Source organism: Zunongwangia atlantica 22II14-10F7 (assembly GCF_002094855.1).
In the GTDB taxonomy this organism is placed as follows: Bacteria; Bacteroidota; Bacteroidia; order Flavobacteriales; family Flavobacteriaceae; genus Zunongwangia; species Zunongwangia atlantica.
Genome location: NZ_ARYN01000008.1, coordinates 81,941 through 103,769 on the forward strand (window position 1 = coordinate 81,941; position 21,829 = coordinate 103,769).

Consider the following 21,829-nt stretch of genomic DNA (forward strand, 5'->3'; position numbering starts at 1 on the left):
ATGGACAAATATTTAAAAATAATTCAGGATTCGTTTACCGGATATTTTAATTACCTGGTGCAGGAGATTACCAATCCTTCCTGGACAAATTATTTTTACTGGCTTATAGCGATTTCGTTATTTGTCTGGATTTTAGAAATTGTATTACCCTGGCGTAAAGAACAACCGATCTTTAGAAAAGGTTTTTGGCTGGATGGTTTTTATATTTTATTCAATTTTTTCCTGTTTTCGTTGATTGGTTACAATGCCTTATCGAATATTGGTGTAGCGCTTTTCAATGATTTCTTGGGACTTTTTGGGATCGAAAATATTGTGGCCGTAAATATCCAAAATCTGCCAGTTTGGGGACAGTTGCTAATCATGTTCGTAATAGCCGATTTTATTCAGTGGAATGTTCACCGGCAGTTACATAAACGCCCCTGGTTGTGGCAATTTCATAAAGTACATCATAGTGTAAAAGAAATGGGTTTTGCGGCGCAGTTTAGGTTTCATTTTATGGAAACTATTGTTTACAAAACCGCACAGTATATTCCTTTAGCGATGATAGGTTTTGGGATTCAGGAGCTTTTTATCGTTCATATGTTTAGTGTCTTGATTGGGCATTTAAACCACGCAAACGTGGGCTGGAATTATGGATTTTTAGGTTATATTTTCAACAATCCAAAAATGCATATCTGGCATCACTCCAAAGTATTACCCGATTCGCATCCCTACGGAATGAATTTCGGCTTAAGTTTAAGTATTTGGGATTATATTTTTAGAACAGCATATATTCCGAAGAGCGGAAAAAGTATAGAACTTGGTTTTGAAGGAGACGAAGATTTTCCTAGAAGCTTTAAAGAACAAATGACTTTTCCGTTTAAAAACAATAAAGAAACAAACTAATAAAAGAATAGAGAAATGATCATAGAACAGTTTAATGACGAGGCTTTAGCCCATTATTCGTATGCAATTGTAAGTGAAGGTGAAATGGCGCTGGTAGATCCATCTAGAAATCCTATGCCGTATTATAAGTTTGCTGAAGAGCATAATGCAAAGATCGTAGCGGTTTTCGAAACGCATCCTCATGCCGATTTTATTAGCAGTCACTTACAAATTCATGAAGAAACTGCGGCAACTATTTTTGTAAGCAAATTGGTAGGCGCAGATTATGATCATAAAAGTTTTGATGAAGGCGATACCTTCGAATTAGGAAAGGTGACTTTTAGCGCTTTAAACACGCCGGGGCACAGTCCAGATAGTATCACGGTAGTCGCCAAAGAAGAAAACGAAACGGCTCTTTTTACCGGAGATACTTTATTTATAGGAAATGTTGGTCGGCCAGATTTACGCGAAAACGCCGGGAACATGAAAGCCAAGCGTATCGATCTTGCCAAGCAAATGTACAACACTATGCAAACTAAATTTAACGGGCTGCCAGATGATGCTTTGGTATATCCGGCACATGGTGCAGGATCGCTATGTGGTAAAAATATGAGCAGCGATTCTTCCAGTACATTAGGAAATGAACGTATGGGAAACTGGGCTTTTAAAGAACAAACCGAGGATGAGTTTGTAGAGGAGATTTTAAAAGATCAGCCGTTTATTCCGTCTTATTTTGGATTTGATGTAGATATCAACAAAGCTGGAGCTTTAAACGTACAGAAAGCAAAATATAATGTTCCGGTTTTTCTAAATGTAGATGAAATTGAAGAAGGTTTAACGATCGTAGATACAAGAGGCGGAGACGATTTTAAAAAGTCACATTTGCCGGGAAGTATTAATATTATGGCGACATCGCCTAAGCAAAAGTTCGAAACCTGGTTAGGAGCGATCATTCAGCCAGAAGAAGCTTTTTATTTAGTGGCGCCTTCAGTAGAAGATATTGATGCTTTGTTGGAGCGTGTTGCAAAAATTGCTTACGAAAAATATCTAAAAGCGATCATTACTGTTGCTGAAGATCTTGAAGGTTCTACCGAATTTTTAGAGGTAAATCATTTTAAAGAAAATCCTTCAGCATATACCATTGTGGATATTAGAAATACTTCTGAAGTTGAAGAAGGGAAGTTTTTTGAAAGTGCAATTGCCATTCCGCTAAACGAATTAAGAGATCGTACAGACGAAATCCCAACAGATAAACCAGTTGTTGTGCATTGTGCCGGCGGCTATCGATCTGCAGCCGGAAGCAGCATTGTAGATAAGCAGTTAACCGGAATTAAAGTTTTTGATCTAAGTGATGCAGTGAACGATTTTAAGTCACTGTAAATGATTTATAAAACCTTTTTTTGTAAACTTAATTGGTGCTTTACTTTCTTAATGTTTTTTTACATCATATATCATACTAGCAATTAAATCATCATCATTTAAAGCCCATAATTTTTTAGGATCATTGCCTTCCCAAGGAGACATACAGTAAAAAACATATCCTTTAATGTTAGTAGAATTGTAAAATTTATGTAAACTTCTCTTATTAATGTCAGAGATCATTTTCTGTGTAAATAAAATAAACTCGCAATTCGTATTTTCATAAAATTTCAAAAAAAATCTGGCTTTAGATATAATCAAATTTAAATCAGCATTTGAATTTGCTCGATGGTGGTAAAAGAATTTTATTTTTTTTCTACTTGCTGAAAGCTTTTTCATACGCTCTACCTTTCTTTTATAACTTAATAGATGATTTGGATTATTTATTATATCATGGTGGGTGAATTCAAATCCATTTTGATGCATATTTTTGTAAATATTATTTTCCAAACGATAATATTTATTTCTTTGCACTTCCTTGCTGTTAATGTGGCCTATTTTAATAAAAGTTGGGTTCAAAAGGTTTTTATAATTTTCTTTTTCAAGTTGAATAGCGTAATCTATATTGCTTCTTCCATGGGAATAAGGCGTACTAAAAGATTTCAAATGATATCTTGCTAATATATTATCTGTGAGGCAGTTTTCACCAATTGAAATATAAATAGTGTTTTTGAAAAGCTTATTGAATTTTAATAAGTTGTCAAAAGCTTTTTTAATCTTTTGGAGTATGAACATTTTAATTTTGATTGGGTTAGTGATTACTAAATATAACTAAATTGGAATAAAAATATTTTATCATTCTATATAATTATTAATCTTTCAGTAAAAGCCTTATTAATTTTTTATATTTACAAAGCTTGTTGCTTAAAATGAGCAAAAATTGATCAAATATGGAGAAAAAGTTTAAGGTTAAAGTGAACAATACATCAAAATTTGAGTTTACTGAAAACCAAATCTTAGATTTAGATATTCAAGCCACTGGAAATACTGATTTTCATATACTTCACGAGCATAAATCCTTTAAAGCTTCCATAGAAAAAAGTGATTTTTTAAAAAGGCAATATTCGATAAAAATCAACTCCAATATTTACAATATTAATATCGCAAACGATTTAGATCTTTTGATCGAAAAAATGGGACTTTCTCTCGGGTCTGCGCAATTGATTAACGATATCAAAGCCCCTATGCCAGGATTAATTCTGGAAGTAAATGTCGAAGAAGGCACAGCGGTAAAAGAAGGCGATTATTTACTGGTTTTAGAAGCCATGAAAATGGAAAATACGATTACCGCACCCCGAGAAGGAGTGGTAAAAAGTATCCAGATCAAAAACGGCGAAACCGTAGAGAAAAACCAGTTGCTTATTGAAATGGAATAATCCTTATTCCGCTAAAATTTGTAAAAAATGAAGAAAATATTAGTAGCTAACCGTGGTGAAATTGCCCTGCGAGTACTAAAAACTATTCAGAAAATGGGCATTAAAACCGTTGCTATTTTTTCTGAAGCCGATAGAAATGCACCGCATGTAAAATTTGCTGATGAAGCGGTTTGCGTTGGGCCGGCACCGTCTAATCAATCCTATTTGTTAGGAGATAAGATCATTGAAATTTGTAAAGAATTAAATGTCGACGGAATTCATCCCGGATACGGATTTTTAAGTGAGAATGCCGGTTTTGCTGAAGCAGTAGAAAACGCAGGTATCACGTTTATCGGTCCGCATAGTAAAGCCATCCGAATCATGGGAAGCAAGCTAGCAGCCAAAGATGCGGTGAAAAAGTATGATATTCCTATGGTTCCCGGGATCGACGAAGCGATCACAGATACCGCAAAAGCTAAAAAGATCGCTACAGAGATTGGTTATCCTATTTTAATAAAAGCCTCTGCCGGTGGTGGAGGAAAAGGAATGCGAGTGGTAGAGCAGGAAAAAGATTTGGAAGACCAAATGAAACGTGCGATTAGTGAAGCCGAATCTGCCTTTGGTGATGGCTCAGTTTTTATTGAAAAATATGTTGCTTCTCCGCGTCATATAGAAATTCAGGTTTTAGCAGATACGCACGGAAATACACTTCATCTATTTGAGCGTGAATGCTCGGTACAGCGCCGTCATCAAAAAGTGATCGAGGAAGCGCCATCGATAGTTTTAGACGAAGAACTTCGTGACGCGATGGGAAAAGCAGCGGTTCGGGTGGCCGAAGCCTGCGATTATGTAGGTGCCGGTACGGTGGAGTTCTTATTCGATGAAAATCGAAACTTTTATTTTTTAGAAATGAATACCAGGCTTCAGGTAGAGCATCCTGTAACCGAATATATAACTGGAATCGATCTTGTTGAAGAGCAAATTAAAATTGCAAGGGGAGAGGAGCTCAGTATTAAACAGGAAGATTTAAAGATTACCGGTCATGCGCTGGAGTTACGGGTTTATGCTGAAGATCCTATGGATAATTTTCTGCCCAGCGTTGGGAAGTTGGAGAAATATAAAATTCCTTCCGGAGAAAAAATTCGGGTAGATAATGGATTTGAAGAAGGGATGGATGTACCGATCTATTACGATCCTATGCTTGCCAAATTAATTACCTACGGAAAAAATCGAGAAGAAGCGATACAGTTAATGATCAAAGCGATCGATGATTACCAGGTAGAAGGTGTTTCTACAACGCTGAGTTTCGGGAAATTCGTTTTTGAACATGAAGCCTTTACTTCAGGAAATTTCGAAACTCATTTTGTGAAGAAATATTATTCTCCTGAAAAACTTCAAAATGAAATTGAAGAAGAATCGAAGTTGGCCGCTTTGGTTGCCTTGAAGCAATATTTAAAAGATCAGAAAAAACTAAGATTACCAATTACTGAAGCAAGAGAGTAATTCAGTTGGCAGTTATCAGTGGGCAGTAACAGTTTTCAGTAGGCAGGAAATAATTAATTTGATAATATGTCGATGAGTCAATTTTGAAAAGTGAAAGCAGGGCTAAACGCTAACAGCTAAAAATTAAAAACCATGAGTAAGAAAAATATAGAGCAATTAAATCAAAGAATAGAACAGGCGCATCTTGGTGGTGGTGAAAAGCGTATTGCAAAGCAGCACGAAAAGAAAAAGCTTACCGCTAGAGAACGAATCGATTATTTATTGGACGAAGGTTCTTTTGAGGAAATAGGGATTTTGGTAACGCACCGTACAACCGATTTCGGAATGCAGGATCAGAAGTTTTATGGCGACGGCGTTGTTACAGGTTATGGAACGATAAACGGAAGATTGGTCTATGTTTTTGCTCAGGATTTTACGGTTTTTGGCGGAGCACTTTCAGAAACGCATGCCGAAAAGATTTGCAAAGTTATGGATCTGGCAGTAAAAACGGGCGCGCCGATGATCGGTTTAAATGATTCTGGTGGGGCGCGAATTCAGGAAGGTGTAAAATCGCTTGGTGGTTATGCAGATATTTTTCACCGAAATGTAAAAGCTTCCGGAGTGATTCCGCAGATCTCAGCCATTATGGGGCCGTGTGCCGGTGGCGCAGTGTATTCTCCTGCAATGACCGACTTTACGATCATGGTAGAAGATACTAGTTATATGTTCGTGACTGGGCCGAATGTGGTAAAAACGGTTACAAATGAAACGGTAACTTCAGAAGAATTGGGCGGTGCGAGTACACATTCCACAAAATCTGGTGTAACTCATTTAACGGCCAACAACGATATTACTTGTTTAGAGGATATAAAAAAGCTGATTAGTTATATGCCTCAAAACAATAAGCAAAAAACTGAAAAATTAGCTTTTGAGCCACAGGATGAGATTCGTGAAAAACTAGATGAAATTATTCCAAATAGTTCCAATAAACCTTACGATATGCATTCGGTTATTGAAGGAATTATCGACGCCGATTCTTTCTTTGAAATTCATAAGAACTATGCCGATAATATCATCGTTGGTTTTGCGCGATTGGGAGGAAGAAGTATTGGGATTGTTGCCAATCAGCCAATGAGTTTAGCCGGAGTTTTAGATGTGGATAGTTCTAAAAAAGCGGCTCGTTTTACACGTTTTTGCGATTGTTTTAATATTCCGCTATTGGTTTTAGTCGATGTACCTGGATTCTTGCCGGGAACAGATCAGGAGTGGAACGGCATCATTCTTCACGGTGCGAAGTTATTGTATGCGCTGAGTGAAGCTACGGTGCCAAAAGTGACGGTGATCACCCGAAAAGCTTATGGTGGCGCGTACGACGTGATGAATAGTAAGCATATTGGAGCTGATATGAATTTTGCCTGGCCAAGTGCGGAAATTGCTGTTATGGGAGCCAAAGGAGCAAGTGAAATTATATTTAGAAAAGAAATTAAAGAAGCTGATGATCCTGAACAAAAATTAGCCGAAAAAGAAGCTGAATACGCCGAAAAGTTCGCCAATCCTTTCGAAGCTGCTCAACGCGGATTTATTGATGAGGTGATCATGCCAAAAGATACTCGAAGAAAATTACTAAAAGCTTTTAGTATGCTTGAAAATAAAAGCGTGTTAAGACCAGACCGAAAACATGGGAATATTCCTTTGTAAAGTTTAGACCGCTATGCTTTTAGAAATGAGAAATTAGATCGCTGCGCTTTTAGAATTTAGACATGAGACCGCTTCGCTTTTAGAAATTAGAATTTAGACTAGAAATGTTGAATTTTGAATGCTAAATTTCGAATGTGCAAAGGTTTTGTGTCATCTCGACCTTGCGGAGAGATCTCTTTTATAGCAAAAGAATAATATGAATTCAATACTTTCTTTATAAACGTAAATTTAAAACTCAGTATTAGAATTACCTCAAATCCTTAGTTTTGCTGGTCTTGACAAACATGACGTAAATATGTCGTAAGCTCGACGCAAGCCTTTTTATCCACTGAACATAGATTTGCTGAAACATTTAACTTTGTAAATATGAAAAACAGCAAAATCTCTGAAAGAGTAACAGAGCTACGTAACCGAAAAGGATTTTCACAGGAAGTTTTAGCCGAAGAATCCGGATTAAGTCTGCGAACAATCCAGCGAATCGAAAATGGAGAAACGACGCCTCGAGGTGATACCTTGCAGCGGATAGCGAAAGGACTAAGCGTTACTTCCGAAGAAATTATCGACTGGAAGCTAGAAAAAAATGATAGCTATTTGGCAATGCTAAATACTTCTGCCTTAAGTTTTTTAATCTTCCCACTTCTCGGAATTTTAATTCCATTGGTGATGTGGATTTCTCAGAAGAATAAAATTCATGGAATTGATAGAAGCAGCAGGAAAATTTTGAATTTTCAGATCACCTGGAGTTTAGTCTTATTTCTTTCTATAATTGGATATATTGGAGGTAATTTTTATCGAGTAAATCAATCTAGTTTGATTTCTCCATCTTTATTAATTAATCCACTGTATTTATGGGGAACAATTGTTCTACTTTATTTCATCAATCTTGTTTTAGTCGTTATTAATTCAGTTCGGTTAAAATCGGGAAAAAATGTTTCTTATTTTCTTGGAATCCCGTTTTTAAAATAGATATATTAATCAATATCTCTTAGCTAAAAGCTGAGTGCTAATGGCTAAAAATCTTCGATTTTTTCTTATGTTCCCCAAAAATTATAGATGAAATTCAACAAAATCACTTGTGTCGATTATACGAAAATGAATGATGAAGCTATTGCGCAGCTTCAGGAATACTCTGAAGAAAAAATTATTCATCCTGATGATTTCCCAGAAACCAATGAGGAAATTTTAAATAGAATTGGTGATGCTGAGGTGATCTTTGTTTCCTGGAAGACGCAGATCACAGAAGAAATCATCCAAGAAAGTCCTAATCTTAAGTATATAGGTATGTGCTGTAGTTTGTTTGATGATGCTTCAGCCAATGTTGCGGTAGATTACGCACGAGAAAACGGAATTACAGTCACCGGAATTTTTGATTATGGCGATCCCGGAGTAGCAGAATTTGTGATTTCAGAATTGATCATGCTTATCCACGGTTATGCTGAAAAACAGTGGAAGGAAATTCCGCATGAGCTTACCGATCTTAAAATTGGGATCATCGGTCTTGGGGTTACCGGGCAGCTTTTAGCCGATTGTTTATTGCCTTTTGGAGCCGATCTTTATTACTTCAGCAGAAGCAGAAAACTTCAGTACGAGCAAAAAGGTCTGGAATATTTAGAACTGGATGAACTTCTGGAAACCGTAGATGTGATCTCGATTCATCTTCCCAAAAACCTGGAAATTCTTCAGCCAGAACATTTTGAGAAATTCGGTAACGGGAAAATTTTTATCAATACTTCGCTGGGAATGCCATTCGATTTAGAAGCTTTTCGAAATTGGATAAAATCGACCTCAAATTTTGCAATTTTCGATGGGGACGCCAAAAAAGATGTTCCGCAGGATATTCATGAAAGAAAAAATGTGGTGATTGGCAAGAAAAGTGCCGGCTGGACGCTTAAAACCCAGGAGCGATTATCAGAAAAGGTAGTAAAGAACTTTAAAGAATATCTTCAGGAAAATTAATGTAACCATTGTTACAGGCCGTTTTCTTAATTTCTGGTTTATTTGCACAAAAGAAGACTATGAATTGGATTTTAGAACCCTGGCCGTGGTATGTTTCTGGGCCATTGATCGCATTTACCATGTTTTTACTCATTTTTATGGGACGTCAGTTTGGAATGTCTTCCAACCTACGAACCATGTGTAGCATGTGTGGAGCAGATAAGAAAGCAGATTTTTTTAATTTCGATTGGAGAGCACAGCAATGGAATTTACTAGTATTGCTAGGTGCCGTATTTGGTGGTTTTATCGCACATTTTTATTTAAGTGAAGATCCAACTAGGGTTGCGATTTCTTCAGAAACGATTCAGGATTTAAACAATCTTGGGTTTGATAGTGCCGGGAAAGCCTATTTGCCAACTGAGTTATTTTCAACAAATGTTTTTTCTGAACCGCTAACGCTTTTAGTGCTTTTAATAGGCGGAATTTTAATTGGATTTGGAGCAAGATACGCCGGTGGATGTACCTCTGGGCATGCAATTTCAGGATTAAGTAATTTGCAATTACCATCATTAATTGCCGTAATTGGCTTTTTTATTGGAGGATTGGTAATGATTCACTTTTTATACCCATTAATATTTTAAGCAATGAGACAGATAGGATTTTTAGTAATAGGAATATTTTTTGGGATCGTAATGTTTAAGTCTGAAGCTGCTTCGTGGTTTAGAATTTATGAGATGTTTAAATTTCAGTCGTTCCACATGTATGGGATCATTGGTTCAGCTTTATTTTTAGGAGTTATTGGAATTCAAATCATCAAAAAGAAGAATTTAAAGTCCTTTTTTGGGCAACCTCTTAATTTCGTTCCGAAGGATAAAAGCTTTAGCCGCTATATGTTTGGCGGAATCATATTTGGATTAGGTTGGGCATTAGCAGGCGCTTGCCCGGGACCAATCTATGTTTTAGCAGGCGCAGGTTATTGGCCAATATTAGTGGTTTTTGCTGGTGCGATGTTGGGAACATTTATATACGGATTACTCCGGAAAAAATTACCACATTAGGAATTATACCAATGTGATTTTTATGGCAGCAATTGGCACCCTACAGCTAATTGCTGTTTTTTTGGCTGAAATTTGAAGTTTTGAGTATGAATTTTTAATTGAATATTTCACGGATTTTTCAACCAAACGTACAATTTATTTTTGCTCTTTTTCAGGATAAAAATCGGGGAGTGTGATGTGATATTTTACCGCAAGTAATCTTAAGATTATTACAGTTAGCGAAGTCACCAGGTAAGTAATATCAGTATTGATGTTTTGATCGTGCATTATAACGAAAATGAGTCCACCTAACAGACAGGCTGTCGCATAGATCTCTTCCTTTCTAAAAATTACGGGAATTTCATTACATAATATATCCCGAATTACACCACCAAATGCACCCGTCATTCCACCTAAAGCGATAGAAATTATAGGATCCAGTTCATTCCTTATTCCAATTTCTACGCCGGTGATCGTAAATACACCAAGGCCAATCGTATCGAATAAGAATAGTGATTTTCGAAGATGATTTAAATAATTTCTGAATAAAATGGCCAATATCGTCACTACACTAATTAGATAAATATAAAGTGTGTTTTCCATCCAGGTGACAGGAGTATTACCAATTAAAACATCGCGTAAAGTACCACCACCAATAGCAGTTACAAATGCAATGATAAAAATACCAAAGAGATCTAACCTGCGGTTCATAGCAGATAAAGCACCAGAAATCGCAAAAGCTGCGGTACCAAGAATATCGAGTATATTAAACAGGCTAAACTCCATAATTGGCAAAGGTAATTTTATTGTTTTAAATTTGTAGAAACGCAGTAAGTAATTATTAGTCAGTTAAACAGACTAATATGCTGCAACTATCGATATATAGTAAATCTATATGTGATTTACTGTAAGTTTTTAATTGAAGTTACTACTTTTACAATCTAAATTAAGAATAAGATTTAAAGAACATATGAGCGAGACAATCGAAAGAATTAAGTGTTTGATCATTGGATCTGGTCCTGCCGGATATACCGCAGCAATTTATGCTTCCAGAGCAGATCTAAAACCAATTATGTATACCGGAATGGAGCCTGGCGGGCAGTTAACTACAACTACTGAAGTTGATAACTTCCCTGGTTATCCTGAAGGTATCGATGGCCCGGCCATGATGATGGATCTACAAAAGCAAGCTGAACGTTTTGGTACAGAAGTTCGTATGGGAATGGTTACTGAAGTTGAGTTTAGTAAAGAAGCTGGTGGAATTCATAAAGCTTGTATCGATAATTCTAAATGGGTAGAAGCAGAAACCGTAATTATTTCTACGGGTGCCACTGCAAAATATTTAGGATTACCTAGCGAACAGAAATTAAGAGGAGGCGGAGTTTCAGCCTGTGCGGTTTGTGACGGATTTTTCTATAAAAATCAGGATGTAGCTATCGTTGGTGGAGGAGATACCGCTGCTGAAGAAGCAACTTATTTAGCGAACATTTGTAAGAAAGTTACTATGTTAGTTAGAAAAGATGAAATGAGAGCTTCTAAAGCCATGCAACATCGTGTAAATAATACTAAGAATCTTGAAGTTCGTTACAATACTGAAGTAGACGAGGTTATTGGTGATCAGGTTGTAGATGGTTTACGTATGGTAAATAATAAAACTGGGGAAAAAGAAGAAATCGCAATTACCGGCTTATTTATCGCTATTGGACATAAACCAAATACAGATATTTTTAAAGGACATTTAGATATGGACGAAACAGGATATCTAATCACTCAGGGAAAATCTACAAAAACGAATATTCCTGGAGTTTTTGCATCGGGAGATGTTCAGGATAAAGAATATCGCCAGGCAATTACCGCTGCAGGTACAGGTTGTATGGCCGCGATGGACGCTGAACGTTATTTAGCTGAAATCGAAACATCAGAAGAAGAGGAAAAAGAAGTTACTGCCTAAGCGATTATTTAAGTAGTAACCTTACTCATAACTATCAGAAAGGCCGGATTTTGCAATCCGGCCTTTCTATTTTATATTATTTTACTCGATAATCGAGATTAAATGCTACAAGGCTTACCAATAAATAATGAATAATTTTCTGACAAATGTCTAATTGGCTTGCCCTGAAGTTGATTACTTGAAATTTTAAAATTCAGCTTTCTTTAAAATTGCTTCTCCGGTAAATTTTTCGATCTCGATTTTTGGAGTATTAAAAATGGTAGTTTCGCTACGATCTTCTGCAATGATGTTTAAATTTTCTACTACTGAAATTTCATTTTTTGAACGTCCTTCAGCAATAAGTTTTGCATTGGTTGCAGTTAGGTTTTTACCCTCAAAAGTACTGGAATGTTCTGTTCTTAATTCAAAATCCTCTACAGTTCCTTCAATTTCAGCATCAGCACGTTCGTAACTATCTAATTTAAATTGAGGTGAATTAACCAGGGCTTTAATTTTACTTCCTCCATTTAGCTGAAAATAGGCCTGTTTAGCTTTTAAGTTTAGTTCAATCTGAGCGTCTTCACCACTTTTAAGATTAAAATTAGAAGCGTTTAGTGTTAGGAAAAGTTTTGATTTCCCTAAAGTTTCAATCTCAATATCGGATAAATTGAGACCTTTAGAAGCATCTAATTCGGCATTTTCTTCTAATTTAATTTTGGTAATCGTTTCGGGGAATTCAACTTTTATTTCCTGCCGTTTAGAGCGTTTAATCTCTTTGGCAGGTTTTATAAAAAGTACGCCATCAACCACATCTGTTCGTATAAGATCGTGAAGATTCTCATCTGCTTCAACTTCAGCAAAAGCCGAATTTCCGCGGGTAAGAATAACTTCAAAATCTCCGGTAATTTGAATTTCGGTAAAATTATCAAGATTTCTTTTTTTGTTCACTACATTTCGGTTTCCCACCACCTGCGCCTGTGAAGCAAGCGTCACTAAAAACAGTAGGAGACTAAGACTTTTTTTCATAATTCTTTTTTTAATTCAATTTAGCAATATCAAAAAGAACGCCATAAAATTGAATGTATTGGAATCTAAATTACAAAATATAGGAAGCAACAAAAAGTTTATTAAGACTGGAGGTTATAGCCCTGCTTTGTGAGTTCTTTATTTATAAAATCTTTACAGTAATCTGTAATTAAAGAAGCCTGGGTTTTATTAAGTTCATTTTTATAAGAAACTTTTATTTGCACTTTTACAAAATGAGTTTTGGTTGATGTAGTGGTCACATTATTTAATTTTTTTGTAATGGTAGTTTCTACCTTCATGGTATTTAAACGAAGGTCAAAAGAATCTGGGTAGATAGAATCAAAAGTCAATGAGATATCATTTTTTAAAGCCCGTTGATCGATATTGAAAATAAATCTTTGTATTTTCTTATAATTTGAATCTACATTTTCAGGATTAAAATTTATGATAATTTCTTCTGATATATGCTGAGTTGAGTTATTACAGCTTAGTAAGCTAATTGAAAGGAATAGTAGAAAAACTCGTGTTATTTTTTTCATTTCAGTTTTATAATGAGGTTGCTTTCTATTTCTTAACAAATTTGAGATTATTGCCCGATAATAAAATTTCATTATTATTATTCTCTACACTGAATAACACTTTATGAAACATACTTTCATTTAGCATATATGAGATTTGAAGATCTGAAACTAAACTAAAACCCTTATTTTCTAATTTATAATTAGGCTCCCATTGTCCAGTAATTATTTTATCACCATCGACTTCCTTTAAATTAATTTTCACAATAGAATCATTAACGAAATCTAAAGAGGTAATCTCAGGTTTTCCCTCTGGTGATGTAGAATACCATTTTCCAATAAAATCGGCTCTAGTATATTTTTCTGAAATTTTTTCTTGATCCTTTTTTTCTTCATCCGTATTGGAAAAACTGATGATACAAGAAGAAAATAGCAAAGAAGAAAGAATTAAGGCGAAAAGAATTTTTGATGTTTTCATAATATGAGATTAGGTTTTAAACTTGGTTAGTTTTTAGTGATATTAATATCTAAATTCTGTTCGAAAATTCGTTTTCAGCATAGCTACACTCGATTTTATGCGAAATTTCAAGGATTTTTTCCTTTTGTCGTGCAATCTCCAAGTGAGGAGAAAGCACGAGCATAAGAAAACTGATGATTACATTTAAAAGACTAATCACAATTGGTTGGTTTTTGATTGATGGTTAAGTTTTAGCTATGTACTATTTATACACTTTTATTAGTGTTAGAAACTGACGCATCAAAATCGTCTGATGCGTCAGTTGGTTCATCTGTGTTGTTAGTATTTTCTTCAAGTTTTTTTGCTTGATTTCTTAAATATCTTTCTTCTTCTGCAGCAGTATTGAAAACCCTTTCTTCTGAATCAAAAACATCTTCATCTTCTTGTTCAAATCGCTTTTTTTGTTCCTCTAAATATTTTTCTTCTTCTGCGCTGGTGTTAAAGGTCCTTTCTTCTGAATCAAAAACATCTTCATCTTCCTCTTCAATTTCTTCGATTGGGCAGTCTAAGCATACCGCATGATCGTTTTCAACTCTTAACAAATAACCTTCCTGGTCGTTTTGTAAGATATCATTAGATCTATAACTATTTCTATGGAAATAATTTACATTATCGTCTGCAATAAAGTGGCTACCTTCAGGAAGCCATAGCGTAACATAAAGTTCCTGATCTCTGGCTTTTAATTGTTCTCTTACTAAAAAGTAACTATCCAAATAAAGTGTATTTCCTTTTAGATCAAAGCCATATTCGATGTTTTCAGCTCTTCTTTTTGCATCTAATACACTTTTACCATCTGCCTCTTTATTGACTTCTATTTTTGCAATTGAGTCTTTTGTTGAACGAATAATTACTCTAATATTCTCAGAATACAATACGCCATTCTCGTTCTCGTCATATTTTAATTGAACGTTGTGATTTCTATATCCTACGTACGATTTATACTGATTGTTATTTCTCATTTCGATCGTTAGCGTATCTTGTTTAGTTGCGGGAATAGAAAATGTTTCAACCACATTTTCGCTAATGGCTCTACTTGTGGCTTCTTTTACACCAATTACGGCTAATCCTATCGCAGAAATTATCCATAAACCTAACAATACTAATTTTGCGGTATTTCCTATAGATTTTAGGTTTTTAACCAAAATTTTTAATCCAAGGATAAAAAGGAAAAATAGAGGTACGCCAACTGCGAAAAATGAAAATATAGCTCCTATCCAAATAGATGTTCCAGAGATATGCATTATTAGATAATCATTCCACGGGGCATCGATAATTCCAAAAGTTCCAAAGGTAAACAGACTAATAAATAAAGCGATTAATCCGCAACCGGCCGTTAGTAAAATTACGATACCAACAAAGGCAACAATAATTCTTAAAAATACATTGATAACTTTTGCGAATGCTGAAGCTGCAGATCCTGCACCTGCTTTGGCACGGTTGCCATATTTTTGATAATCTACATTTTTTACTTTTTCTGAAACATTATCAAATCCTTCTCTTATTTTTTTTTCGATATTCGAGATCGTCACTTCTTCGCCACGCATCGATAATTTTTCAGCAGTGGTTTTAGCTTCAGGAGTAAAAATCCAGAAGGCGATATAGATTAAAATGAAGATACCTGTAGATGCTAAGGTTAATACTACCCAAAGTAAGCGTATCCAAATAGCATCAATTTCCAGATAATGACCTAAACCGCTACTAACACCACCTACATAAGAGTTTTCGGTATCGCGATAAAGACGCTTATTAGAAGATTTTTTGGTCTTTTTAGAAGTTGTGGTTTCGGGTTCGTCCTCAAAGATGTCTTCATCTACCATATAATCTTCAGGTTGCCCCATTATGGCGATCACTTCATCTACATCTATCATGCTTATTACCTGGCTCTTATCTGCTCTTTTTTCAGCAAAAAGTTCAGCAATACGAGCTTCAATATCCAGGATAATTTCATCACGTCCCTGTTTATCGGTAAACGAACGTTTTATGGCATCCAGATAATGCTGTAATTTTTTAAAGGCATCCTCGTCGATATGAAAGAACATGCCCGCAAGATTTATATTTATCGTCTTATTCATGATTTTTCTTTTTTTGAGTAGTTACAATGTTTACTGCGGTTTGCAGCTCATCCCAGGTCGAGGAAAGTTCGGTTAAGAACAATCTGCCGGTTTCAGTTAATCCATAATATTTTCTTGGTGGCCCACTGGTAGACTCTTCCCATCTGTAGGAGAGTAAGCCTGCATTTTTAAGTCGGGTTAACAAAGGATATATCGTTCCTTCTACTACCAGTAATTTGGCATCTTTAAGGGTGTCTAAGATTTCAGCTACGTAAGCATCTTCATCTTTTAAAACCGAAAGTATACAATACTCCAGTACACCTTTACGCATTTGTGCTTTGGTGTTCTCTATCTTCATAGCGCTTGGTTTTGAATGTTGTTAAAATGTTCATTTTTTGATTGATGATTATGTTTGATAAATTGAATGACTAATCTAAATAAGCAAGAGCGTCTACAATCTCATAATTTGGGTTGTCTTCTAAAAGATCTTTTAAAATCCCGATATGAGCCTGTCCCATCATTACATAAATTCTCTTGCTTCCGGTTTTTAATTGTGTGTTTAAAATGTTTGAATAAATTTTAATGTTTCTATCGAAAAACAGACTAATATACTCGGCGCCTGCATATCTTTTTTCTTCGGAATTTAATTCTCTGTAATTAATACCGTCCTTATCAAAATCGCCATTTTGCACATAAGCCGGAAAGTTGAAAACGGCTCTATACGAAAGATCAAGCATTTCTGGCTCGTTGATCTTTTTTGTGAAATCGTATAATGAAAGTGAATTTTCCATTACTTGTTTCCCTAAAGGTCTCGAAGTTTGCTGAAGCTTTTTTAATTGCTCCTGGAAATACTCAAAATGATCGCCTTCTTTTAATAAATTTTGAGATGTAGAAGAGTTAAAGTCGATTCCGTAAACATGATCTAAATTCAGTTTATTTGCCAGCCTAAAACCTACCTGGTAAGTCTCACCTGCACCATACTCAAACTTCTTAAGATCTAGTTTATCGTTTTTATATAACTTATAAAGGCTATCTGCCCATTGTTGTTCCTGCGGAGTTAATTCAACCATAATAGCATCTGGTTGAAATTGTGCAATTTTAGCTGTTATTTTTTCAAGCTCCTGTTGCTTTTTTGGATTAAACATACTTGCAGCCTCCGTGCCATTTTGCATTTGGCTTAAGTGCGCAAAGCCAACAAGCATGATCTCTACTTTTTCATTTTGTTGAGCTACACCAAAACTGGATTGGAAAGCAAGTAAAATTGCGATGATGATTTGTGATATTTTGATTGATGGATTCATATTCGATAAATTGATGATTATTTTATTTTTTGATAAACGTTGTCATTTAAAGTGATAAAATACTCGTTGTCCAGGCTTTCGTAATAAATAGGGATTTCAATTTTTTTATCGCTATTGTAATATTCTATAGATGGTATTTTCTTGTTTTTTTACCGTAGAGAAAATAAACAAATCTATAGAAGAAGTGCTTGTAATATAAGTCCCTAATTTGCCCTGGATAGTTTGATCTTCAGATTTAAGAACTACATTTTTATCTTCAAAATCGATTCTTTTAATATCATTTTTGCCACGATATAACTCCCAGCTTCCGTCAAGATCATAATCTTTAGAATCGGAGAATTCATTTTCAATTTTCACACAAGAAATGTTGAGTAAAACAACTAATATTAGACTGATGTTTAAGATTTTTTTCATGATTATTGTTTTTAGGAAGCCTCATTTAATATAGTATCGTCTTTGATGAAGTTGATACATAAAGGATATTTATATTCTTTGCCTTCACTGGCATCTTTTGCTGCGCTAATTACAGCATAGAGCTCAAAAACAATAAGACCCAGGAGAAAAATCCCCGCTGTAAAAAGCATAACCAAAATGGGTAAAGCAGCTTCCTCAGCAGTGTTTATGTTAATATTGTATTCGTTATACTCGAAAAACTCTAGTGGGATTCTTGCACCCAGAATAATAGTAGAAGCAATAAGTAAACAGGCAATAATAATATAGTATAATAATAAGCTAAGCTGAAAATTAACCGCATTACGCCCGTGATGATCTACAAATGATTTTTCCTTGTTTATTAGCCAGATAATTAACGGGAAAATAAAGTTTCCACAAGGGATAAATAGTTTAGAAAAAACCGAAAGATGAATAATTGTGGCTAAGGTTTGGTCTTGTTGTTTGATTGCTGATGATTCCATTGTTTTTCTTTTTTAATAAACCGGACTTAAAATGATGGTTTTCGATGTTTTTAAGTCCGGTTTGTAATGTCCCGATGAAGGATGCTTTTTGATTGATAAACTATGATAAAACTTAACTAATTAAATTTAGAAATTCCTATACCAGTTAATTTCTAATACAAATATATGGTTAAAAGAAGGTATTTTGCAAAGCATAGTACCTAAATTTAACATTTAATTGAGATTTTGAGTATATTTAGGATTTGAAATAATTTAGATATCTTTAAAAGAAATAATGAATACTATGCAAATTACGTCTAAGAAACTCAATCAATTTTTAATGCTGAAGTTACCAAGTGCATGGCTTTGTGGCGTTAGGGTTAAAGCGATTTCAGATACTAATTGCAGTGTAGGAGTAAAACATAAATGGATAAATCAAAATCCTTTTAAAAGTATGTATTTCGCGGTGCAGGCAATGGCAGCCGAGTTGAGTACAGGTGCAATGGTGATCTCAAAAATTAGATCTCAAAAACAACCAATATCGATGTTGGTAGCTCAAAACAAATCTGTTTTTACTAAAAAGGCAACTGGCAAAATTATTTTTAAATGTGAAGACGGAGCTTTGATTGATAACGCAATTTCAGAAACTTTAAAAACAGGAGAAGGACAAACCTTTTGGATGAAATCTATAGGCATAAATGAAGATGGAGTAGTGGTTTCTACATTCGAATTTGAATGGACGGTAAAAGTAAAGACCAAAAAATAAACTTTTGAACCGCCTGTAACATTTTAAGAATTTTCTCTTCTAATAGATAAAACCACTAAAACTTAAATTATGAACGCTCACGAAATAGATTACGAAATATTTGGCGAAGAAATGCAATATGTAGAGTTGGAGTTAGATCCACAGGAAGCTGCAATTGCAGAAGCTGGAAACTTTATGATGATGGATAATGGTATTAAAATGGATACCATTTTTGGAGACGGAAGTAAAGAAAACGAAGGTTTTTTAGGAAAAGTGCTGGGCGCTGGGAAACGATTACTTACAGGAGAAAGTTTATTTATGACGATCTTTTCAAATATGGGGCAGGGAAAAAAGAAAATTAGTTTTGCCTCACCATATCCAGGAAAAATAATACCTATAGATCTTACACAATTTGGCGGTAAATTTATTTGCCAAAAAGATGCATTTTTATGTGCTGCTAAAGGCGTTTCTATAGGAATAGAATTTAGCCGTAAACTAGGTAGAGGATTTTTTGGAGGTGAAGGATTTATTATGCAAAAAATAGAAGGTGACGGGATGGCCTTTGTGCATGCCGGAGGTACTATGGCTAGAAAAGAATTAGCTATTGGCGAAACTCTAAAAGTAGACACAGGTTGTATTATTGGTTTTACACAAACTGTTAATTATGATATCGAGTTTGTAGGCGGAATTCGAAATACTTTCTTTGGAGGAGAAGGTCTTTTCTTTGCTACATTAACAGGCCCAGGCGTTGTTTATGTACAATCTTTACCATTTAGTAGATTAGCAAACAGAGTTTTACAGGCAGCACCGCAAGCTGGTGGAAAAGACAAGGGAGAAGGAAGCATTTTAGGTGGAATTGGTGATATTTTAAGCGGGGATAACCGATTCTAAAATGTTAAAGATTTGTTTATATGTGGTTTAAGTGTGAAAATTTTCTATATTTAAGAAGTTTAAATCGCAGCCTATAGAAGAATTTTTACATTTTTTTAAATTAACCTAACTAATAATTAAATCAGTATCAAATTATGGCGAGAGCGATGTTTGAATACACCAAAACTATCCTTGATAAGGTAAGTTTTGATGCAACATTATTCTGTAAGGAAGTTAAAAAAGCGATCTCCAGATTATTACCTCACGAAATCGAGGAATTAAAGATTTGGATTGAAGCACTTACCGAACAGAATCCGGAACTAAACCAATGCTTAATTTATTTAAATCCTTAACATGATAAAAAATTAAAAAAGCGGCTTTTAAGCCGCTTTTTCTTTTTATAAATTTCAGAAATTAAAACTGAAGTTCTTTTTTATTTTTTTGCTGTGTAGGACTAATAATTTCTACATTTTGGAAAGTGATGGCTCCTTTCACAACAGATGCAATTACTTTACGCATGGCATCGATAATTTGCATTTTTAATTCGCTACGATTATAGATTAAACTTACCTCTCTTGCCGGTACAGGATCCTTAAACATTTTTAAGTTGTTCTTGTCCTTTTCAGCAATATCTAAAGTATGAAGGTAAGGTAAAAGCGTCATTCCTAAACCTTCATTAGCAAGCTTGATCAAGGTTTCAAAACTACCGCTTTGTAGTCTAAAATGTTCGTCTTCACTAGATTTTACCGTTTTACATAAATTGATAATTCCGTCTTTAAAACAATGTCCATCCTGTAAAAGCAAAATATCATCAATATCAAGATCATTTACATCGATCTTATATTCATTATGTAAGCGATGGCTTGGCGGAATATAGCCTACAAAAGGCTCGTAATAAAGCACATTTTCCTTAATACCATCAATATTAAGCGGTGTAGCAGCAATTGCAGCGTCTAAATGACCTTCTTTTAATTTTTCGATAATTGCCTCAGTATGTAATTCTTCTATCTGAAGTTTTACTTTTGGATATTTTTTGATGAAATTATTGATAAACATAGGAAGTAAAGTAGGCATAACCGTAGGAATAATCCCTAACCGAAAAGCACCGCCAATAAATCCTTTTTGTTGATCTACAATATCCTGAATTCGATCACTCTCGTTTACAATATTTCTAGCCTGAGTAACAATTTTCTTCCCAGTTTCAGTAAGTTCGATAGGCTTTTTACTACGGTCGAAAATAAGCACATCCAGCTCTTCTTCAAGCTTTTGTATTTGCATACTTAAAGTAGGCTGAGTAACAAATACTTTTTGCGCTGCTCTTGTAAAGTTTTTATGTTCTGCTACTGCCAGAACATAATGCAACTGAGTTATAGTCATAGTTTACAACAATATAATTCGATAATATGGATTTAGTTCCTAACTATCGTACACTACAAATATATTAGTTTTTTCTATTGTAAACGAATAAAAACTAAAGTTTGTCTATACTAAAAACCCGCAGATAGCATCAACTAAATGCGGGTTGTTTTAGATTACTATTGGTCAAAATCGAATGCTAATTTTTTCTTCATCACCGTCAAAATTAAATTTACCATCGTTCCATACCGGTGGGCCAAAAGGATTAACCTTGTTATTTGAAACCCCATAATCTTCCTGAGGCATTCCGTTAGTTTCAAAATCCATTTTGTCGTTATCATTTTTGTCATGGAAGCATATCACAGCATATTCACCTGCTGGAATATCTGTAAAAGTTACAACAGATTTTCCATCTTTTATCTTAGCAGTTTTAGAGAAAGTTGGTTTTTTCATAAAACTGTCTTTCGTATAAATACCGTAAACAATTTTTCCGTTATCGCTAGTTACGTTTAATATTTCTACGGAAATAGTTCCAGTAGAATCTTTTGCGGTTTCTTGTGCTTTTGCAGCAAATCCTGAAATAAATAATGCGAAAATAATGGCTAAAGTTCTCATGTTGATTAGTTTTATTTAATTGAACACTGTAAAAGTAGGGAAGATGTTCAATTGATTAGAAATCAACTTACTGAACTGTAGTTTTTTACAGCTGAATTGTATTTTGGATTGAGCTAGTTAACAGTTTACGGTTTACAGTGTACAGTGAACAGTACTTGGTTTAGGGTTTTAAGAATTGAATACAACTAAAATTTAAAAAGGTGAAATCTTTTATGCT

The 21,829-nt window shown here is 34.7% G+C and carries 25 protein-coding genes; 13 read left to right on the forward strand and 12 right to left on the reverse strand.

The genetic code is table 11. The features are described from left to right. Nucleotides 1-885: a sterol desaturase family protein gene (locus IIF7_RS09945; protein WP_084841539.1), complete on the forward strand. Its 885-nt coding sequence runs from the start codon at nucleotides 1-3 to the stop codon at nucleotides 883-885. A 15-nt stretch (nucleotides 886-900) separates the two neighbouring features. Further along, a complete protein-coding gene (locus IIF7_RS09950; RefSeq protein ID WP_084841540.1) occupies nucleotides 901-2,244 on the forward strand; it encodes an MBL fold metallo-hydrolase in 1,344 nt (447 codons plus the stop codon). Between the two features lie 48 nt (nucleotides 2,245-2,292). On the opposite strand, the gene IIF7_RS09955 is transcribed toward IIF7_RS09950, so the two are convergent. Continuing rightward, nucleotides 2,293-3,018: a DUF1796 family putative cysteine peptidase gene (locus IIF7_RS09955; RefSeq protein WP_084841541.1), complete on the reverse strand. Its 726-nt coding sequence runs from the start codon at nucleotides 3,016-3,018 to the stop codon at nucleotides 2,293-2,295. Nucleotides 3,019-3,173: 155 nt separating this feature from the next. Here IIF7_RS09955 and IIF7_RS09960 point away from each other — a divergent pair, with 155 nt between their 5' ends. From IIF7_RS09960 to IIF7_RS09990, 7 genes are all read left to right on the forward strand, one after another. Next, nucleotides 3,174-3,659 carry an acetyl-CoA carboxylase biotin carboxyl carrier protein subunit gene (locus tag IIF7_RS09960; RefSeq protein ID WP_084841542.1) on the forward strand — a complete coding sequence of 162 codons (486 nt, stop codon included), beginning with the start codon at nucleotides 3,174-3,176 and terminating at the stop codon, nucleotides 3,657-3,659. Nucleotides 3,660-3,686: 27 nt separating this feature from the next. After that, on the forward strand, nucleotides 3,687-5,141 hold the full coding sequence (gene accC, locus IIF7_RS09965) for an acetyl-CoA carboxylase biotin carboxylase subunit (RefSeq protein WP_084841543.1): 1,455 nt from the start codon (nucleotides 3,687-3,689) through the stop codon (nucleotides 5,139-5,141). Nucleotides 5,142-5,273: 132 nt separating this feature from the next. Further along, nucleotides 5,274-6,818 (forward strand): acyl-CoA carboxylase subunit beta, encoded by a 1,545-nt coding sequence (locus IIF7_RS09970; protein WP_084841544.1) that lies wholly within the window; start codon nucleotides 5,274-5,276, stop codon nucleotides 6,816-6,818. A gap of 366 nt (nucleotides 6,819-7,184) precedes the next feature. Then, on the forward strand, nucleotides 7,185-7,784 hold the full coding sequence (locus IIF7_RS09975; RefSeq protein ID WP_084841545.1) for a helix-turn-helix domain-containing protein: 600 nt from the start codon (nucleotides 7,185-7,187) through the stop codon (nucleotides 7,782-7,784). An 87-nt stretch (nucleotides 7,785-7,871) separates the two neighbouring features. Continuing rightward, complete coding sequence (locus tag IIF7_RS09980) at nucleotides 7,872-8,774, forward strand: NAD(P)-dependent oxidoreductase (RefSeq protein WP_084841546.1); 903 nt, start codon at nucleotides 7,872-7,874, stop codon at nucleotides 8,772-8,774. 59 nt (nucleotides 8,775-8,833) lie between these two features. Further along, nucleotides 8,834-9,394: a YeeE/YedE family protein gene (locus IIF7_RS09985; RefSeq protein ID WP_084841665.1), complete on the forward strand. Its 561-nt coding sequence runs from the start codon at nucleotides 8,834-8,836 to the stop codon at nucleotides 9,392-9,394. A gap of 3 nt (nucleotides 9,395-9,397) precedes the next feature. Further along, on the forward strand, nucleotides 9,398-9,811 hold the full coding sequence (locus IIF7_RS09990) for a YeeE/YedE family protein (RefSeq protein ID WP_084841547.1): 414 nt from the start codon (nucleotides 9,398-9,400) through the stop codon (nucleotides 9,809-9,811). Nucleotides 9,812-9,946: 135 nt separating this feature from the next. Here the strand turns inward: IIF7_RS09990 and IIF7_RS09995 are convergent, their stop codons facing one another. Beyond that, nucleotides 9,947-10,576: a trimeric intracellular cation channel family protein gene (locus IIF7_RS09995; protein ID WP_176218932.1), complete on the reverse strand. Its 630-nt coding sequence runs from the start codon at nucleotides 10,574-10,576 to the stop codon at nucleotides 9,947-9,949. 184 nt (nucleotides 10,577-10,760) lie between these two features. Between IIF7_RS09995 and trxB the strand changes: the two genes are divergently transcribed. After that, complete coding sequence (trxB, locus tag IIF7_RS10000) at nucleotides 10,761-11,741, forward strand: thioredoxin-disulfide reductase (protein WP_084841548.1); 981 nt, start codon at nucleotides 10,761-10,763, stop codon at nucleotides 11,739-11,741. Nucleotides 11,742-11,927: 186 nt separating this feature from the next. Here trxB and IIF7_RS10005 read toward each other — a convergent pair whose 3' ends face one another. The 8 genes from IIF7_RS10005 to IIF7_RS10040 form a co-directional block, all read right to left on the reverse strand. Next, a complete protein-coding gene (locus tag IIF7_RS10005) occupies nucleotides 11,928-12,746 on the reverse strand; it encodes a GIN domain-containing protein (RefSeq protein WP_084841549.1) in 819 nt (272 codons plus the stop codon). A gap of 101 nt (nucleotides 12,747-12,847) precedes the next feature. Then, nucleotides 12,848-13,285 carry a hypothetical protein gene (locus tag IIF7_RS10010; protein WP_139801305.1) on the reverse strand — a complete coding sequence of 146 codons (438 nt, stop codon included), beginning with the start codon at nucleotides 13,283-13,285 and terminating at the stop codon, nucleotides 12,848-12,850. Between the two features lie 25 nt (nucleotides 13,286-13,310). Further along, nucleotides 13,311-13,742, reverse strand: a complete 432-nt coding sequence (locus IIF7_RS10015; protein WP_084841551.1) for a hypothetical protein — start codon at nucleotides 13,740-13,742, stop codon at nucleotides 13,311-13,313. Nucleotides 13,743-13,987: 245 nt separating this feature from the next. Further along, the gene (locus IIF7_RS10020; RefSeq protein WP_245801610.1) at nucleotides 13,988-15,853 is read right to left on the reverse strand and encodes a PspC domain-containing protein; all 1,866 of its coding nucleotides are present in this window, start codon (nucleotides 15,851-15,853) and stop codon (nucleotides 13,988-13,990) included. Beyond that, on the reverse strand, nucleotides 15,846-16,190 hold the full coding sequence (locus IIF7_RS10025) for a PadR family transcriptional regulator (protein WP_013071826.1): 345 nt from the start codon (nucleotides 16,188-16,190) through the stop codon (nucleotides 15,846-15,848). Before IIF7_RS10025 ends, IIF7_RS10020 begins: the two co-directional genes overlap by 8 nt. Nucleotides 16,191-16,260: 70 nt before the next feature. Then, nucleotides 16,261-17,133 carry a DUF5694 domain-containing protein gene (locus tag IIF7_RS10030; RefSeq protein WP_084841552.1) on the reverse strand — a complete coding sequence of 291 codons (873 nt, stop codon included), beginning with the start codon at nucleotides 17,131-17,133 and terminating at the stop codon, nucleotides 16,261-16,263. 111 nt (nucleotides 17,134-17,244) lie between these two features. Then, the gene (locus IIF7_RS10035) at nucleotides 17,245-17,547 is read right to left on the reverse strand and encodes a hypothetical protein (RefSeq protein WP_084841553.1); all 303 of its coding nucleotides are present in this window, start codon (nucleotides 17,545-17,547) and stop codon (nucleotides 17,245-17,247) included. Nucleotides 17,548-17,558: 11 nt separating this feature from the next. Then, nucleotides 17,559-18,047 carry a DUF4870 domain-containing protein gene (locus tag IIF7_RS10040; RefSeq protein WP_084841554.1) on the reverse strand — a complete coding sequence of 163 codons (489 nt, stop codon included), beginning with the start codon at nucleotides 18,045-18,047 and terminating at the stop codon, nucleotides 17,559-17,561. A 283-nt stretch (nucleotides 18,048-18,330) separates the two neighbouring features. Here IIF7_RS10040 and IIF7_RS10045 point away from each other — a divergent pair, with 283 nt between their 5' ends. The 3 genes from IIF7_RS10045 to IIF7_RS10055 all read left to right on the forward strand — a co-directional run bounded on the left by IIF7_RS10045 (nucleotide 18,331) and on the right by IIF7_RS10055 (nucleotide 19,994). Then, nucleotides 18,331-18,792: a DUF4442 domain-containing protein gene (locus tag IIF7_RS10045; protein ID WP_084841668.1), complete on the forward strand. Its 462-nt coding sequence runs from the start codon at nucleotides 18,331-18,333 to the stop codon at nucleotides 18,790-18,792. Nucleotides 18,793-18,861: 69 nt separating this feature from the next. Beyond that, a complete protein-coding gene (locus tag IIF7_RS10050; RefSeq protein ID WP_084841555.1) occupies nucleotides 18,862-19,662 on the forward strand; it encodes a TIGR00266 family protein in 801 nt (266 codons plus the stop codon). Between the two features lie 134 nt (nucleotides 19,663-19,796). After that, complete coding sequence (locus tag IIF7_RS10055) at nucleotides 19,797-19,994, forward strand: hypothetical protein (protein ID WP_084841556.1); 198 nt, start codon at nucleotides 19,797-19,799, stop codon at nucleotides 19,992-19,994. 61 nt (nucleotides 19,995-20,055) lie between these two features. Here the strand turns inward: IIF7_RS10055 and IIF7_RS10060 are convergent, their stop codons facing one another. Together IIF7_RS10060 and IIF7_RS10065 are read right to left on the reverse strand one after the other, a co-directional pair. Continuing rightward, a complete protein-coding gene (locus tag IIF7_RS10060; RefSeq protein ID WP_084841557.1) occupies nucleotides 20,056-21,018 on the reverse strand; it encodes a LysR substrate-binding domain-containing protein in 963 nt (320 codons plus the stop codon). A 165-nt stretch (nucleotides 21,019-21,183) separates the two neighbouring features. After that, nucleotides 21,184-21,612: a DUF2141 domain-containing protein gene (locus IIF7_RS10065; protein ID WP_084841558.1), complete on the reverse strand. Its 429-nt coding sequence runs from the start codon at nucleotides 21,610-21,612 to the stop codon at nucleotides 21,184-21,186. Between the last annotated feature and the right edge of the window lie 217 nt (nucleotides 21,613-21,829).

Coding starts and splice junctions, on each gene's coding strand:
- IIF7_RS09945 (WP_084841539.1), top strand. CDS start 1: ATGGACAAATATTTAAAAATAATTCAGGATTCGTTTACCGGATATTTT.
- IIF7_RS09950 (WP_084841540.1), top strand. CDS start 901: ATGATCATAGAACAGTTTAATGACGAGGCTTTAGCCCATTATTCGTAT.
- IIF7_RS09955 (WP_084841541.1), bottom strand. CDS start 3,018: ATGTTCATACTCCAAAAGATTAAAAAAGCTTTTGACAACTTATTAAAA.
- IIF7_RS09960 (WP_084841542.1), top strand. CDS start 3,174: ATGGAGAAAAAGTTTAAGGTTAAAGTGAACAATACATCAAAATTTGAG.
- accC (WP_084841543.1), top strand. CDS start 3,687: ATGAAGAAAATATTAGTAGCTAACCGTGGTGAAATTGCCCTGCGAGTA.
- IIF7_RS09970 (WP_084841544.1), top strand. CDS start 5,274: ATGAGTAAGAAAAATATAGAGCAATTAAATCAAAGAATAGAACAGGCG.
- IIF7_RS09975 (WP_084841545.1), top strand. CDS start 7,185: ATGAAAAACAGCAAAATCTCTGAAAGAGTAACAGAGCTACGTAACCGA.
- IIF7_RS09980 (WP_084841546.1), top strand. CDS start 7,872: ATGAAATTCAACAAAATCACTTGTGTCGATTATACGAAAATGAATGAT.
- IIF7_RS09985 (WP_084841665.1), top strand. CDS start 8,834: ATGAATTGGATTTTAGAACCCTGGCCGTGGTATGTTTCTGGGCCATTG.
- IIF7_RS09990 (WP_084841547.1), top strand. CDS start 9,398: ATGAGACAGATAGGATTTTTAGTAATAGGAATATTTTTTGGGATCGTA.
- IIF7_RS09995 (WP_176218932.1), bottom strand. CDS start 10,576: ATGGAGTTTAGCCTGTTTAATATACTCGATATTCTTGGTACCGCAGCT.
- trxB (WP_084841548.1), top strand. CDS start 10,761: ATGAGCGAGACAATCGAAAGAATTAAGTGTTTGATCATTGGATCTGGT.
- IIF7_RS10005 (WP_084841549.1), bottom strand. CDS start 12,746: ATGAAAAAAAGTCTTAGTCTCCTACTGTTTTTAGTGACGCTTGCTTCA.
- IIF7_RS10010 (WP_139801305.1), bottom strand. CDS start 13,285: ATGAAAAAAATAACACGAGTTTTTCTACTATTCCTTTCAATTAGCTTA.
- IIF7_RS10015 (WP_084841551.1), bottom strand. CDS start 13,742: ATGAAAACATCAAAAATTCTTTTCGCCTTAATTCTTTCTTCTTTGCTA.
- IIF7_RS10020 (WP_245801610.1), bottom strand. CDS start 15,853: ATGAATAAGACGATAAATATAAATCTTGCGGGCATGTTCTTTCATATC.
- IIF7_RS10025 (WP_013071826.1), bottom strand. CDS start 16,190: ATGAAGATAGAGAACACCAAAGCACAAATGCGTAAAGGTGTACTGGAG.
- IIF7_RS10030 (WP_084841552.1), bottom strand. CDS start 17,133: ATGAATCCATCAATCAAAATATCACAAATCATCATCGCAATTTTACTT.
- IIF7_RS10035 (WP_084841553.1), bottom strand. CDS start 17,547: ATGAAAAAAATCTTAAACATCAGTCTAATATTAGTTGTTTTACTCAAC.
- IIF7_RS10040 (WP_084841554.1), bottom strand. CDS start 18,047: ATGGAATCATCAGCAATCAAACAACAAGACCAAACCTTAGCCACAATT.
- IIF7_RS10045 (WP_084841668.1), top strand. CDS start 18,331: ATGCAAATTACGTCTAAGAAACTCAATCAATTTTTAATGCTGAAGTTA.
- IIF7_RS10050 (WP_084841555.1), top strand. CDS start 18,862: ATGAACGCTCACGAAATAGATTACGAAATATTTGGCGAAGAAATGCAA.
- IIF7_RS10055 (WP_084841556.1), top strand. CDS start 19,797: ATGGCGAGAGCGATGTTTGAATACACCAAAACTATCCTTGATAAGGTA.
- IIF7_RS10060 (WP_084841557.1), bottom strand. CDS start 21,018: ATGACTATAACTCAGTTGCATTATGTTCTGGCAGTAGCAGAACATAAA.
- IIF7_RS10065 (WP_084841558.1), bottom strand. CDS start 21,612: ATGAGAACTTTAGCCATTATTTTCGCATTATTTATTTCAGGATTTGCT.